The organism is Pseudomonas sp. GL_103, assembly GCF_057835175.1.
The window spans coordinates 1,993,076-2,006,814 of the sequence record NZ_CM174420.1 but is presented as its reverse complement, the minus strand read 5'-3'; the positions used below and the strand labels follow the sequence as shown (position 1 = coordinate 2,006,814).

The following is a 13,739-nucleotide window of genomic DNA, read 5'->3' as shown; positions in this document are numbered from 1 at the left end:
GCTTCGTAATGGCTAGCTAAGCCGCGCCATCGTCCCGTTCTTCTGGATCGGCCTCGATATCGTCGTCGCTCGGAACCTGCTCCACACCTGCATCATCATCGTCCGGCGGTCGTTGGTCGCGGCTCAAGGAATCGGTAGGCGACGGCAGCGGATACTCCGGTGTTTCATCAACGTCAGGGACTTTCCGATCAGTGTTCATATCGCACCTCCCGTGTGAACTGAGGTGCAGATCACGACCTGGCGAGGACCGGGCGATGGACGCGTTCGATCAGTTGGACAACCGGTGAATCCGCCAACTCGGCTCGATCAATCTTCGTCCTCTTCCTCATCCTCAAACTCAATATTCCCCACATCGCCCAAATCATCAGCATCGTTAAGCGGCACCGTCGCATCATCCATCAGCGATCCCGGATCTTCATTGCCGGGATCGTTGATAGATGGCAGTCCGCTCGGGCCCTTTTCTTCCTTGCCTTCGCTTTTCGCAGTCATGGGATGCCTCGCTCAACTAGTGATGCTTTTTGTGGTGCTTGTTCGAGTGTTTATGACCGTTACCGGAATGGGAATGACCGCTGTCGCTCCCCAGATCATTGCCGACCGCACCGCCGGCTGCACCACCCAAGCCTGCGCCGATAGCCGATCCGGTCGAACCGCCAAGACTGTTGCCGACCACCGATCCACCCGCCGCGCCCAAACCACCGCCTACCGCCGCCTCGGTGCGACTGCGCTTGGGCGCGGCAATGGCACTACCGGCCGCTCCGCCGACACCTGCACCAATCGCTGCCCCCGTGCTGCCACCCACCTGGCCACCGACAACGTTGCCCAACACCCCACCAAGACCACCGCCTACCGCGGCATCTCCATTACCTCCCGCCAGCGCCACCTGAGAGATCAGCAATCCAAAAACAATCGCAGGCACCATCAATAGTCGAGCATTCAGGCTTCCGTTTTTTTTGCCGTTGGTTTTCGGGTTCATGGCACGCCTCGCATTCTTCCAGGGTATGGAAGATTTGAGCTGCTGCGGCGTGAAACGTTCATAAATGAAAAAGCCCGGCATCAGGCCGGGCTCTTTCCAAATCTGAATCAGGATCAGTGACGCTTGTGACCATTGGCCAGGTTGCTGCCTACGCCGCCGCCCAATGCGCCGCCCAGGCCTGCACCGATGGTGGCACCGGACTTGCCGCCGAGGCTATTGCCGATCACCGAACCACCGGCCGCGCCGACACCGCCACCGATAGCAGCGCTGGTGCGATGACCTTTTTTTGCGGCAACTGCGCTGCCCGCCGCGCCAGCGACGCCCGCACCAATCGCGGCGCCAGTGCTGCCGCCCATCTTCTGGCCGACCACGTTACCCAATGCGCCGCCCAAGCCGCCGCCCAGCGCGGCAGTGCCGTCGCCAGCCATTGCACCTTGAGCAACCAGAAGCCCCAGAACCAGAGCAGGCAGAGTTAAACGCATGACAAAAACCTCAAAAAATAGGGGTACACAAAAAGGGGGGCGAGATTGAATGCTTTTGCGCGGATAAAGTCCAGCACGCCGGTCCAACTTCGCGATTGGCGACGGTTGGACAGCGTTTAGCGAAAAGGTTTTATCGCGGACAAAAAAAAGCCCGCTGGGGAAACGGGCCAGGTGTTGCTTTCTAACGGATGAGTCGAGATTAAGGAGGGCACTGTGAAAAGTTTGTGAAAAATCACCCTTTTCAAAAAAATTGTCATAAAACTTTTCAGGCATGAAAAACCCCGCTCTATGACGGGGTCTGCCTGACGTTCGGTTACTTCCTGACCGGTGCTGTCACCTTGGGTAAAAATTTGCCCTTCAGTACCCGGCACGCCCTGGTCTTGATCTTGTCGACCTCAGTCTGGTCCTCGCCGAAACTGGCCACATACTGGGTCTGACCACACCGCACGGAGTTGTTGATCGGAAATTCTGCGCCATCGTCCTCGATATACGGATCAGCCATCTCTTCACCCCTTTCAAAAGCGCAATCGACACCGGCAAGCCCTTTGCCTGAAAGAATATCGATCGCCAAGGTTTTTCAGACTAGCCGGTCACTAACGGACCTGCCGTTCGGATTTCCCCGTCACCGACGAATGGCTTCTCACCTTTTACCTCAGCTTGACCGCCGTCCCGGTCACAAACACCACGACCATCCCACCCTTGCCGGCCGGCATGCTGATCTCATAATCAAGCCCGACCACCGCGTCCGCCTGAAGCGCCTGCGCCCGCTCCTTGATTTCATCGGTGGCCTGAATGCGTGCTTCCTTCAACGCTCGTTCCAGTGTCTGGGAGCGCCCGCCGAAAAAGTCGCGCATCCCGGCAAACACGTCGCGGACAACGTTGATCCCTTGCACCGACTCGGCGCTGACGATGTCCAGGTAGGCGGTAATTTGCCGGCCTTCGATGGAGTGGGTCGTGGTGATGATCATGGGTGTTCCTTCCTGTTCAGATATTCAGCCAATGCATCAAACGCCGGCAAAGTGACGGGATCATTGGCCGAGTTGTTGGCCACCGGATGGGATGCGTAGCGGACGATGACCATTTCGGCCTTCGGGTCGACATAGATGCGCTGACCATGGACCCCACGCGCCATGAACGCCCCGCCCTCCTTGTCCGTCACCCACCACATCGACCGGTAACTCCAGCCTTTGAGCAATGTGTACCCCGCCTTGGCGAAAGCCTGCCTATCACCGCCGCCACGGATATCGTCGATCACTGCCTCTGGCACGATCTGCTGACCGTTGAACCGACCGCCGTTACGCAACATCTCGCCAAAACGCGCCGGATCCCGTAACCCCGTATTCAGGCCACCACCGGCGAACGGCGTGCCGATGGAGTCCACGGTGAAATAACCGTCCTGCTCGGCACCCAATCGGCTCCAGATGTTCTCCGACAGCAGTTGCGCAACATTGCGGCCGGTGGCGCGGGCAATGACCCAGCCCAACACGTCGGTGTTGACGGTTTTGTAGGCAAATGCTTTGCCGTGCTGACCTTGCGGTTGCACCGTCTGCAGAAACTCGTAGTAACTGCGAGGTCCCTCATACCCCTTGGGTTTGGGCAACGGGTTGCCTGCCCGGGCATGGGCCCAGACCTCGGCATTCGGGTCCGCGTAATCCTCGCTGTATTTGAGGCCCGTGGTCATGTCGAGCACCTGCCGTACCGTGGCGCTGCCAAACGCAGAGTCCTTCAGTTCCGGTACATATTCGGATACCCGCTTGTGAGCATCGATGCGCCCCTGCGCCACCAACATGGCACCCAGCGTGCCGACCACGGACTTGGTCACTGACATCGCGGCATGCTGGCCGTCCGGCTTCAACACGCCGAAGTAACGTTCGTAGACAACTTTCCCGCGGTGCATCACCACAATGCCATCGGTGTAAGTGGCCGCGAGGGATTGCTCCCAGGTCATCGGCGCCTTGGCGCCAAGGGGGACGAAACTGATCCCGTCGATATCTTTGCGTAGTGCTATCTCCAGAAGAACCGGAGCACCCAGACCGCGTGAAACGTTGATCGTCGGCATCAGTTGCCGAAAATTCGAAACACTCCAGCGCATCGCCGGGAACTGGAAATAGCTGCCGTCTTCAAAACGCACGGTGCGATCAGCGGGGGGTGGCGAACCTGCCATCCAGCCCAGCCTGGCGGGATCGCTGGCTTCGGCGTCGGGAAAAGTTGCAGGGGCGGATGCAAGGGCCAGTGATGACATGGCAACTATCGACACAGCCGCGATGAGCCTGGCTGCGCCGCGAAAACGGGCGCGAGGATAGAGCATGATGTCGATTCCGTTCGAAGAGTTTGAGCAGTCTACAGCCGGATTGGCTTGTTCACTGTTTAAGCATGGGCCTCGCGATCAAGAACATCAGCGACCCACTGATTGATACTTTTGTGGGCTAACTGAGCTTTCACAGCAACCGTCGCGTGAAGGGCTGGGGCCAGGCGCAGACTGAGGTGGCCTGAATAGGGTTTCTGTGGAGTCCGACCTAGTTTGGCGCAAGTCTCCAGATAATCGGTGACGGCCTCTTCGAATGCGGTGCGAAGTTCTTTGACTGACTCGCCGTGAAACCCGACAACATCCTTGATGCCCGCAATGTGGCCGACGAACAGGCCGTCTTCGTCGCTGTACTCGATCCGGGCTGAGTAGCCGTTGTAGTTCATTACGTTCACGGTGTAACTCCTGCTTGTTCAAGGAAAGCCCGGGCGTCACGCACCTGGTAGGGCTTGGCTTCTTTGTCGGGGTGGGGCCGGTGAAAGGTGGCCACCACGCCATTCAGTTCAAAACGTACTCGCGAACCATTGCCTTCGATAGTTCCGGCCCCTGCAGCGCCGAACAAGGATTCGATGCGGGACCACTCCATTGTGGCCGGGGCTGATCTTGAAAATACGGCTTTGAGGGTGCTGAGTTGTTTATTATTCATGGTATTATATCATGATACCGTAAAGGGTTTAGCAACCGAGAATGCATCGCTGATGTGTGGGAGAACCCTCTAACGCACGCTTAAAAAAACGCCGCTTATCCAGAACAGGAAAGCGGCGTTTTCGTGTGGAAGAAGCGTTTTGCTTTTGCACGGCAAACAGGATATCGGGGGGACTCTCGCCGGGGTTGTAGGCAATTTCCGAGAGTTGCGTAAAGCATTACGCTTGCTGCGTTTTTAGCCGGTCACTACCTTGTTGGCCTAACTTGGGCGGGATACGTCTTCTTTTCAGACGCCAAAAACCACAAACCCCCGACTTTCTCTAGGAAAATCAGGGGTTTGTGTTTACTGAATGTGGCGGTGAAGGAGAGATTCGAACTCTCGATACAGTTTCCTGTATACACACTTTCCAGGCGTGCTCCTTAAGCCACTCGGACACTTCACCGTATCTCTTCAAACAAGTTCTGTCTGTCGAGGCGCGCTAATGTAGTCGAAAGCATTTCCGATGGCAAATATTTTTTTCAGAATTTTCATGCGGTTAACGCGATTCAGCGTTTCCGGTCGTTCCGGGCCATGGCAAACCGGCCAATCTCCGGCTTCGTGCCCTCTTCTATATAGAGGGGAATGCGCAGCAGGCACGGCGGGCTACGCTTGGCGGGCGGGCAAAGGGTGACTGGCGGGTCAGTCACGGCGCTTTACCTGGCTTGCGGCGGTGGGTAACGTCTGCCCAACTTTATTGAAAGGAATAGCGTCATGAGTGAGTTGATTTCCTACCATCTCGAAGACGGTATCGCGACCCTGACCTTGAGCAATGGCAAGGTCAACGCCATCTCTCCGGATGTGATTGCCGAGTTCAACGCTGCGCTGGATCGGGCCGTGACTGATCGTGCGGTGGTGATCATTACCGGCCAGCCGGGCATTCTCTCTGGCGGTTACGACCTGAAGGTGATGACGGCCGGCCCCAGGGAAGCCGTGGCACTGGTGACCGCCGGTTCGACCCTGGCCCGCCGCCTGCTGTCGCACCCCTTCCCGGTGATCGTGGCGTGCCCGGGGCATGCGGTGGCCAAGGGTGCGTTCCTGCTGTTGTCTGCCGACTATCGCATCGGCGTTGAAGGCGCCTTCAGCATTGGCCTGAACGAAGTGCAGATCGGCATGACCATGCACCACGCGGGCATCGAGATTGCCCGTGACCGCCTGAACAAGGTGGCGTTGCAGCGTTCGGTGGTCAACGGCGAGATGTTCAATCCACAAGGCGCCGTGGCGGCCGGTTTCCTTGATGTCGTGGTCTCGCCTGAAGAACTGCAAGGCGCGGCACTGGCGGCGGCTCGTCAGTTGAAGAAGATCAACATGACCGCGCACAAGAACACCAAATTAAAAGTGCGCAAAGCACTGCTGGAGGCCCTGGACAACGCGATCATCCAGGATCAGGAACATTTGGGCTAAGCCCGGATTTGCTTCAACGAAAAGCCCGACGGTCGTGTCGGGCTTTTTCATACATGCCGGTGTTAAACGTCTGCAAACGCTCTAGACCGCATCTGACCAAATAGTCGGAAACATCAGCTCAAACATCGGCCATCTCCCACTTCCCTGGGAGCAATTGCCGAAAACAGTGCACATCCGTACACTGCGCCACCTTTTGTCCCGGTGGGGCCTGTAAATGCTGTTTTTGTTACGTATGTCATTGATGGGCCTGCACTTTATCGCGGCAGGTGTGCTGGGGGTGATTCTCGGCCTGTGCCGGCCATTCAATCCGGACAACAGCCGCCTGTGCGCACGCCTGTACGCATGGCCGGCCATGTGTATTTTGCGTTTGCGGGTGAAGGCCGAAGTCGGGCCATTGATGGATAAACCTGACAGTTGCGTGATCATTGCCAATCACCAGTCCAACTATGACCTGTTTGTGTTTGGCAACGTGGTGCCCCGCCGTACCGTGTGCATCGGCAAAAAGAGCCTGAAATGGGTACCGCTGTTCGGGCAGTTGTTCTGGCTGGCCGGCAATGTGCTGATCGACCGTGGCAATGCGCAAAAGGCGCGCAAGTCGATGTTGACCACCACCCACACCCTGCAAAACAAAGACACCTCGATCTGGGTTTTCCCGGAAGGCACGCGCAACCTGGGTGAGGACTTGCTGCCCTTCAAGAAAGGCGCCTTTCAGATGGCCATTGCCGCCGGGGTGCCGATCGTCCCGGTGTGTGTCAGCAGTTACGTCAAACACATGCGATTGAACCGCTGGCGCAGCGGGAAAATCCTGATTCGTTCGTTGCCGGCGATTCCCACCGCCGGATTGAGCCTGGACGATATGCCCATGCTGATTGCCCAGTGCCGCGAGCAGATGCGTGAATGCATCAAATCGATGGACCGGCAACTGCAAGCCGCTTGAATGAAGCCCGCCTCGTGCGGGTTTTCTTTTGCCTGCGTGCTTTTGCCGGCGAACTCCGCAGATTTCACTGACTCTCAAGCAGCAGACAAGGCTAAGCTGAACACTGCCTGCCACGGCCTTCTTTAGTAATAGAAAGCGTCCAATAAAAGCTGCCAAAAAGTGAATCAAGATCATGGGTAGAGTTGTTGCTGCTGCGGTTTACAGCGCTGGTAAGAAAGTCACCAATATCACCCTCGACGAAGGCGCAGCCTGGGCTGCCAAACCTGGTCACTTTGTCTGGATCGGCCTCGAAGAGCCGAACGCCGAGGAACTGTATAACTTGCAACGCCAGTTCAACCTGCACGAACTGGCCATCGAAGACGCCCTGGAAAAACACAGTCGCCCGAAGCTGGAAACCTTCGGCGATGCGCTGTTCATCGTCACATATTCGCCAATACGCGAAGACGGCAAACTCAAGTTCATCGAGACGCATATCTTTGCCGGCAATGGCTACATCATTACTGCGCGCAACGGTCACTCGGCGTCCTACGCCTACGTCCGGCAGCGCTGTGAGGCACGTCCGCTGTTGCTTGAACATGGGGAAGATTTCGTACTCTATGCCATCCTCGATTTCGTGATTGAAAATTACCAGCCGATGGGCGAAGCGATCCATGCCGAGATAGATGAGCTGGAAAGCAACGTAATGTGCGGCTCGCTGAATGAGCACGATATTCAAAAGCTTCACAGTCTGCGCCGCGATGTATTGCGTTTGCGCCGGTTTGCCGCACCGATGGTGGAGATCGGTGAAGAACTGCAAAAGCTGAGATTTCCATTCATCGACAAGAACATGCGTCCGTACTTCCGCGATGTGCAGATTCATGTCACGCGGCAGATGGAGGACCTGGCGACCCTGGCGGACATTGCCAGCCAGACCATCGAGGTCGGGGTACTGCTGGAAGCCTCACGCCAGAGCGTGGTGCAGCGCAAGTTTGCCGCTTGGGCGGCGATTCTGGCGTTCCCGACGGCGGTGGCGGGGATTTACGGGATGAACTTCGAGAACATGCCAGAGTTGACTTGGCATTACGGGTATTTCGGGGTGGTGGGGTTTATTACGGTGGGTTGTGTGAGTTTGTGGGCGAGTTTCAAGAAGTCCGGGTGGTTGTAGGAGCGAGCTCGCGAAAAACCCAAGGACGCCGCTGTGTGCCTGGTTCAACGCGCTATCGTTCACGACCTTCGCGAGCAGGCTCGCTCCCACATTGATCTCTGCGACACCGAAGATCCACTGTGGGAGCGAGCCTGCTCGCGATGCTTTTAGCTTCAAACAGCGGTTGGCTTGTGCGCCACAAACCGCATCATCCACTCGGCAACCGTGGTGCCGTGGTGTTCCTGTTCCAGGCTCGCGATCCCTTTGGAGTAGACCTGCTCGCCCAGTGCCTGTTGGCGAATCTCCAGCAGGGCACGAGAATAGTCGTGGATGAATTCCGGATGCCCCTGGAAGCACAGCACCTGATCGTTGATGTGGTAGGCGGCAAACGGGCAGAAGTCGCTGGAAGCGATGACCGTGGCATTCTCCGGCAGCGACGTGACCTGATCCTGGTGGCTGATCAGTAGCGTCAATTCTTCGCGGACCGGGTTCATCCATGGCGCCTTGGCGGCCAATTTGTAGTTGTGGGTGCCGACGCCCCAGCCCTGAGTCGCACGCTCGCTCTTGCCACCGAGCAGCAACGCCAGCAACTGATGACCGAAGCAGACGCCCAGCAACTTGTCGCCGCGCTCGTAGCGGGTCAGCAGATATTTCTTGAGGGTTTCGATCCACGGGTCGCTGCCGAAAGAGTCGGCCTTGCTGCCCGTCACCAGGTAGGCGTCGAACGTCAGGTCGTCGCTTGGGTACTCACCCTGCACCACGTTGTAGACCGTGAACTCGGCGGCAATCGGCTGCTGCGAAAACAGGTGTTTGAACATCTGCCCGTAGCCCTGATATTGGTCAACCAATTCCGGACGCAGGTGGTCGGTTTCCAGAATGCAGATGCGTAACGACATAAAAAATACCTGACACGTGATGGGAATAATGCACACCCCAGAGCCTGCCTTGAAACGCTGTGACAAGGCAAGCCCCGAAATGCATCATCTCCCCCTTAGAACGCCTCCCCTTTGGCGGCCTTCTCCAGCAGCAAGGCGGGAGGCGCGAACCGCTCGCCATACTGTGTGGCCAGATACTGGGCTCGGGCCACAAAGTCCTGCACGCCGTACTGGTTGATGAACTGCAGCGCACCGCCGGTCCAGGCGGCGAAACCGATGCCGAAGATCGAGCCAACGTTGGCATCCGCCGTCGAGGTCAACACCCCCTCCTCCACACAGCGCACGGTTTCGATGGCTTGCACGAACAGCAGACGATCACGCACGTCCTTGGGCGAAATCTGCCCGTCGGCTTTCTCGAAGCGGGTTTTCAACTCAGGCCACAGGTGTTTCTGGCCGCCCGCCGGATACTCGTAGAAACCTCCACCGCCAGCCTTGCCCGGACGCTTGAACTCATTGAGCAACAAGTCAATCACGGTAAATGCCGGGTGTTCTGTCAGCGGCTTGCCTTCTGCTTGCAGGTCCTTGGCCGTTTGCAGGCGGATATGGTTCATCAGGCTGAGGGAAACTTCGTCAGAGATCGCCAGCGGTCCTACCGGCATGCCGGCCTTGCGCGCTTCAGTCTCGATCATCGCCGCGCTCACGCCCTCACCCAGCATGGCAATGCCTTCATTGGTGAAGGTGCCGAACACCCGCGACGTGAAGAAACCGCGGCTGTCATTGACCACAATCGGGGTTTTCTTGATTTGCAGGACGTAATCGAAGCCGCGGGCCAGGGTTTCATCGCTGGTGTTGGCGCCCTTGATGATTTCCACCAGCGGCATTTTTTCCACGGGGCTGAAAAAATGCAGGCCGATGAACTTGCTCTGATCGGGCACGGCACACGCCAGGCCGCTGATCGGCAAGGTCGAGGTGTTGGAGGCGATCACCGCGTCCGCGCCGACGACCTTCTGCGCCGCCAACGAGACTTTGGCCTTCAAATCCCGATCCTCGAACACGGCCTCGATGATCAGGTCACAACCGGCCAGGTCGGCATCGCTTTCGCTGGTTTGAATGCGTGACAGAACGGTGTCGCGTTGCTCGATGCTCATTTGTCCGCGAGCGACTTTCTTGTCCAGCAGCGCCGCCGAATGCGCCTTGCCCTTCTCAGCCGCCGCAAGGCTGATGTCCTTGAGCACCACCTCGATCCCCGCCGACGCGCTGACAAACGCGATACCGGCGCCCATCATTCCAGCGCCGAGCACGCCGACCTTGCGGGTGACATAGGGCGCAAAACCTTGAGGCCGCGAGCCGCCGGCATTGATTTCGTTGAGCTGAAACCAGAACGTACCGATCAGGTTCTTCGAGACCTGACCGGTGGTCAGTTCGGTGAAGTAGCGGGTTTCGATCAGGTGCGCCGTGTCGAAGTCCACCTGGGCGCCCTCGACCGCCGCACAGAGGATTTTCTCTGGCGCGGGCATCGTGCCCTGGGTTTTGCTGCGCAGGATCGACGGTGCAATCGCCAGCATCTGCGCGACTTTCGGGTTTGACGGTGTGCCACCCGGTATCTGGTAGCCCTTCACGTCCCAGCACTGCACCGCCGCCGGATTGGCCAGAATCCACGCCCGCGCCTTGGCCAACAGGTCTTCGTGATCGCTCGCCAGCGCATCGATCAATCCTGCCTGCAACGCCTGTTGTGGCCGCACCTTCTTGCCTTCAAGCAGATAAGGCAGGGCTTTTTCCAGGCCGAGCATGCGCACCATGCGCACCACGCCTCCGCCGCCTGGTAGCAGGCCGAGGGTGACTTCCGGCAGGCCGAGTTGCACCGACGGGTTGTCCAGCGCCACGCGGTGATGGCAGGCCAGGCAGATTTCCCAGCCGCCACCCAATGCAGCGCCATTGATCGCCGCGACCACCGGCTTGCCGAGGGTTTCCAGGGTGCGCAACTGGCCCTTGAGGCTCAGCACCATGTCGTAGAAGGCCTTGGCCTGAGGTTTGCCGACCTTGATCAGTTCGTTGAGATCGCCGCCAGCGAAGAAAGTCTTCTTGGCCGAGGTGATGATCACACCGGCGATGCTGTCATTGTCGGCCACCAGGCGCGCAACGCAGTCAGCCATGGCCTCGCGGTACACCGCGTTCATGGTGTTGGCGCTCTGGCCCGGCATGTCGATGGTCAGGACGACGATCTGGTCCTGGTCTTTTTCGTAACGAATGGCTTCGTTCATAACTGGATTCCTTGAAGTCCGGGCTCAGAGGCGTTCGATGATGGTGGCAATGCCCATGCCGCCACCGACACACAGGGTCGCGAGGCCGTAACGCAGGCGTCGGGCCTCCAGTTCATCGAGCAGCGTGCCGAGAATGGCGCAACCGGTGGCGCCCAGCGGGTGGCCCATGGCGATTGAGCCGCCGTTGACATTGACCTTGTCCGGATCGACGGCCATGTCCTTGATGAATTTCAACACCACCGACGCAAACGCCTCGTTGACCTCGAACAGATCGATGTCTTCGACCCGCAGCCCGGCCTTGGCCAACGCCTTGCGGGTCGCTGGCGCGGGGCCGGTGAGCATGATGGTCGGATCGGTGCTGGTGACTGCCGTGGCGACAATTCGCGCCCGGGGCTGCAAGCCTAGCGCCCGGCCCTTGGCTTCGGAGCCGATGAGCATCAGCGCCGCGCCATCGACTATTCCTGAACTGTTGCCGGGAGTGTGCACATGGTTGATCCGCTCGACATGGCTGTAGACCCGCAGCGCGGTGGCATCGAAGCCCATCTGCCCCATCATCTCGAAACTCGGCTTGAGCTTGCCCAGGCCTTCCAGGGTCGATTCGGCGCGGATGAACTCATCGTGATCGAGCAGGATGATGCCGTTCTGGTCCTGCACCGGCACCAGCGACTTGTTGAACGAACCGTCGGCCCGCGCCCGCGCAGCCTTTTGCTGGGAATGCAGCGCGTAGGCATCGACATCCTGACGGCTGAAGCCTTCAAGGGTGGCGATCAGGTCGGCACCCACGCCCTGTGGCGTGAAGTGACTGTGCAGGTTGGTCGCCGGGTCCAGCGCCCAGGCCCCGCCATCGCTGCCCATCGGCACCCGGGACATCGACTCGACACCACCGACCACCACCAGGTCTTCGAAGCCGGAACGCACTTTCATCGCGCCGAGGTTCACGGCCTCCAGCCCCGAAGCACAGAACCGGTTGATCTGTACTCCCGCCACGCAGACATCCCAATCGGCCACCTGGGCGGCGGTCTTGGCGATGTCGGAACCTTGATCGCCAATCGGTGTCACGCAGCCGAGCACCACATCATCAACCTGGCTGGTGTCCAGCGCCGTGCGCTGTTGCAGTGCGGTGAGCAAACCGGCAACCAGGTTCACCGGTTTGACGCTGTGCAAGGCGCCATCGGCCTTGCCTTTGCCACGGGGCGTGCGTAACGCGTCGAAAATCAATGCTTGGGTCATGACGTCCTCGAACCGCAGTGCAGGTGGGTAAATACCGAGTGCCCACTCTTGGCCCGAGCCGCGTTTGATTCAATGACCGCAGCGCTCACAGACGTTGACGCTCACGCTCAGACGGACGGTAGTCAGCTACCCGATTAACCGATTCACGACAGCAAGCTGTCTAGCCAACGGGCGCCAAAGAAGCTGGCAATAGGCCTCATGCCTTTTTTAAAGCGAATCGCAAGAACACCATACGAAATGGATCTAAACCAAGCGTAACGCGGGCTCTAAGGTGAACTTGTACGAAGTTGTCGTCGGGTTTTGCCGAGGCACTCGTCACTACAGGAAGTGCAACGCGCTGCCATCATGGAGCTATGCGGGCAGGCACCAGGAAATAACAAAAAAGGCGGTCAAGCCATGTTCAAACAATCGAAAGTACGTCAAGCCGGGCTCATCCTTTTCGCCACCACGCTGTTGTTGATATTGCCGAACCTGACCAAGGTCATCGGCTAATCGCGTCTAAAAGATACGGCGTCACAGTTTTTTGAATTGCCACTCTCAAAATGTGACTGGCCCGCTACCCGGGCCAGCGTGGCTGTGCCAATCTTTGCGGCACTTGCACGACATGGACGGCGATCACTTGAAAATGCTCATTCTGCTCGGGGCCATGCTGTTCGGCTCGCCCCTGTATGCCGCACAGCTGAACCTGGAGCTGGGCGCGAACAGTCGCACCTGGCAGACCGAGCAATTGCTCAAGCATCCTCAGGTTCAAACCATCAACATCAGCAACGATGTTTCCTACAAACGGGACATGAGTTACCGCGCCGTGCCGCTGTCCGTACTGCTGACCGGCATCAAGCCTGAGGACCACCTGCAAGCCGTGGCCCTGGATGGCTTTGCCGCCGAAATGACTGCGGCACCGCTGCTCAATACCCAAGGTGCACAGGCGTGGCTGGCGATTGAAGACCCGGCCAAACCCTGGCCACCGCTATCGGAAGGCAAGCCAGGCGCCGGGCCGTTCTATCTGGTCTGGAGCAATCCGCAGGCCGGCAATATCAGCCCCGAACAATGGCCGTTCCAAGTGGCGAGCATCAAACGCCTGTCGCCCGTGGCCGAGCGCTTCCCTGCCCTGCTGCCCGATCCGGCCTTGAAGGCGGATGATCCGGTGAACAAGGGATTTGCGTTGTTCCAGAAGAATTGCCTGGCCTGCCATCGACTCAATGGCGCCGGGGACGCGCAATTCGGACCGGACCTGAATATTCCGTACAACCCGACCGAGTACTTCGGCGCGGACTTCCTCAAGCGCTACATCCGCGATCCACAGAGTTTGCGCCAGTGGCCACAGGCGAAGATGCCCGGGTTCTCGGCCGAGGTGTTGCCGGACGGGGATCTGCAGATGCTGGTGGGGTATTTGCAGCATATGGTCGGGCGCAAGGTTAAGCCCTGACACACGTCCTCGTAGGAGCTGCCGCAGGCTGCGATCTTTTG

General features: G+C 58.6%; 16 protein-coding genes and 1 tRNA gene. 4 read left to right on the top strand and 13 right to left on the bottom strand.

Annotated features, from left to right (window positions below):
• Positions 1-16 precede the first annotated feature (16 nt).
• The 10 genes from AC3IP0_RS09190 to AC3IP0_RS09145 form a co-directional block, all read right to left on the bottom strand.
• Positions 17-199: a hypothetical protein gene (locus AC3IP0_RS09190; RefSeq protein ID WP_489318999.1), complete on the bottom strand. Its 183-nt coding sequence runs from the start codon at positions 197-199 to the stop codon at positions 17-19.
• A gap of 107 nt (positions 200-306) precedes the next feature.
• Positions 307-489 (bottom strand): hypothetical protein, encoded by a 183-nt coding sequence (locus AC3IP0_RS09185; RefSeq protein ID WP_442100922.1) that lies wholly within the window; start codon positions 487-489, stop codon positions 307-309.
• Between the two features lie 16 nt (positions 490-505).
• Positions 506-973: a hypothetical protein gene (locus tag AC3IP0_RS09180; protein WP_489319737.1), complete on the bottom strand. Its 468-nt coding sequence runs from the start codon at positions 971-973 to the stop codon at positions 506-508.
• A gap of 113 nt (positions 974-1,086) precedes the next feature.
• The gene (locus AC3IP0_RS09175) at positions 1,087-1,455 is read right to left on the bottom strand and encodes a hypothetical protein (protein ID WP_007988063.1); all 369 of its coding nucleotides are present in this window, start codon (positions 1,453-1,455) and stop codon (positions 1,087-1,089) included.
• A gap of 313 nt (positions 1,456-1,768) precedes the next feature.
• Positions 1,769-1,957: a hypothetical protein gene (locus AC3IP0_RS09170; RefSeq protein WP_032829518.1), complete on the bottom strand. Its 189-nt coding sequence runs from the start codon at positions 1,955-1,957 to the stop codon at positions 1,769-1,771.
• Between the two features lie 145 nt (positions 1,958-2,102).
• The gene (locus tag AC3IP0_RS09165; RefSeq protein WP_046042927.1) at positions 2,103-2,423 is read right to left on the bottom strand and encodes a YbjQ family protein; all 321 of its coding nucleotides are present in this window, start codon (positions 2,421-2,423) and stop codon (positions 2,103-2,105) included.
• Positions 2,420-3,697, bottom strand: coding sequence for a serine hydrolase domain-containing protein (locus tag AC3IP0_RS09160; RefSeq protein ID WP_489327201.1), 1,278 nt, complete (start codon positions 3,695-3,697; stop codon positions 2,420-2,422). Before AC3IP0_RS09160 ends, AC3IP0_RS09165 begins: the two co-directional genes overlap by 4 nt.
• A gap of 125 nt (positions 3,698-3,822) precedes the next feature.
• Positions 3,823-4,155, bottom strand: a complete 333-nt coding sequence (locus AC3IP0_RS09155) for a type II toxin-antitoxin system HicB family antitoxin (RefSeq protein ID WP_150812359.1) — start codon at positions 4,153-4,155, stop codon at positions 3,823-3,825.
• Positions 4,152-4,406, bottom strand: coding sequence for a type II toxin-antitoxin system HicA family toxin (locus AC3IP0_RS09150; protein ID WP_489327199.1), 255 nt, complete (start codon positions 4,404-4,406; stop codon positions 4,152-4,154). The genes AC3IP0_RS09155 and AC3IP0_RS09150 overlap by 4 nt, the downstream gene beginning before the upstream one ends.
• 352 nt (positions 4,407-4,758) lie before the next feature.
• Positions 4,759-4,848: transfer RNA gene (locus tag AC3IP0_RS09145), tRNA-Ser, on the bottom strand.
• A gap of 308 nt (positions 4,849-5,156) precedes the next feature.
• On the opposite strand from AC3IP0_RS09145, the gene AC3IP0_RS09140 reads away from it, so the two are divergent.
• The 3 genes from AC3IP0_RS09140 (at position 5,157) to AC3IP0_RS09130 (ending at position 7,927) form a co-directional block, all read left to right on the top strand.
• A complete protein-coding gene (locus AC3IP0_RS09140) occupies positions 5,157-5,846 on the top strand; it encodes a crotonase/enoyl-CoA hydratase family protein (protein ID WP_008048453.1) in 690 nt (229 codons plus the stop codon).
• 214 nt (positions 5,847-6,060) lie between these two features.
• Positions 6,061-6,783: a lysophospholipid acyltransferase family protein gene (locus tag AC3IP0_RS09135; RefSeq protein WP_489318986.1), complete on the top strand. Its 723-nt coding sequence runs from the start codon at positions 6,061-6,063 to the stop codon at positions 6,781-6,783.
• 172 nt (positions 6,784-6,955) lie between these two features.
• Positions 6,956-7,927 (top strand): magnesium and cobalt transport protein CorA, encoded by a 972-nt coding sequence (locus AC3IP0_RS09130; protein ID WP_489318985.1) that lies wholly within the window; start codon positions 6,956-6,958, stop codon positions 7,925-7,927.
• Between the two features lie 152 nt (positions 7,928-8,079).
• Here AC3IP0_RS09130 and AC3IP0_RS09125 read toward each other — a convergent pair whose 3' ends face one another.
• The 3 genes from AC3IP0_RS09125 to AC3IP0_RS09115 all read right to left on the bottom strand — a co-directional run bounded on the left by AC3IP0_RS09125 (position 8,080) and on the right by AC3IP0_RS09115 (position 12,272).
• Positions 8,080-8,802: an amidotransferase gene (locus tag AC3IP0_RS09125; protein WP_489327197.1), complete on the bottom strand. Its 723-nt coding sequence runs from the start codon at positions 8,800-8,802 to the stop codon at positions 8,080-8,082.
• 95 nt (positions 8,803-8,897) lie between these two features.
• Positions 8,898-11,042 (bottom strand): 3-hydroxyacyl-CoA dehydrogenase NAD-binding domain-containing protein, encoded by a 2,145-nt coding sequence (locus AC3IP0_RS09120; protein WP_489327195.1) that lies wholly within the window; start codon positions 11,040-11,042, stop codon positions 8,898-8,900.
• Positions 11,043-11,066: 24 nt separating this feature from the next.
• Complete coding sequence (locus AC3IP0_RS09115) at positions 11,067-12,272, bottom strand: acetyl-CoA C-acetyltransferase (protein ID WP_489318982.1); 1,206 nt, start codon at positions 12,270-12,272, stop codon at positions 11,067-11,069.
• Between the two features lie 604 nt (positions 12,273-12,876).
• Between AC3IP0_RS09115 and AC3IP0_RS09110 the strand changes: the two genes are divergently transcribed.
• Entirely contained in the window at positions 12,877-13,698 is an 822-nt protein-coding gene (locus AC3IP0_RS09110; RefSeq protein ID WP_489318981.1) for a c-type cytochrome, read from the top strand.
• Positions 13,699-13,739: the final 41 nt, after the last annotated feature.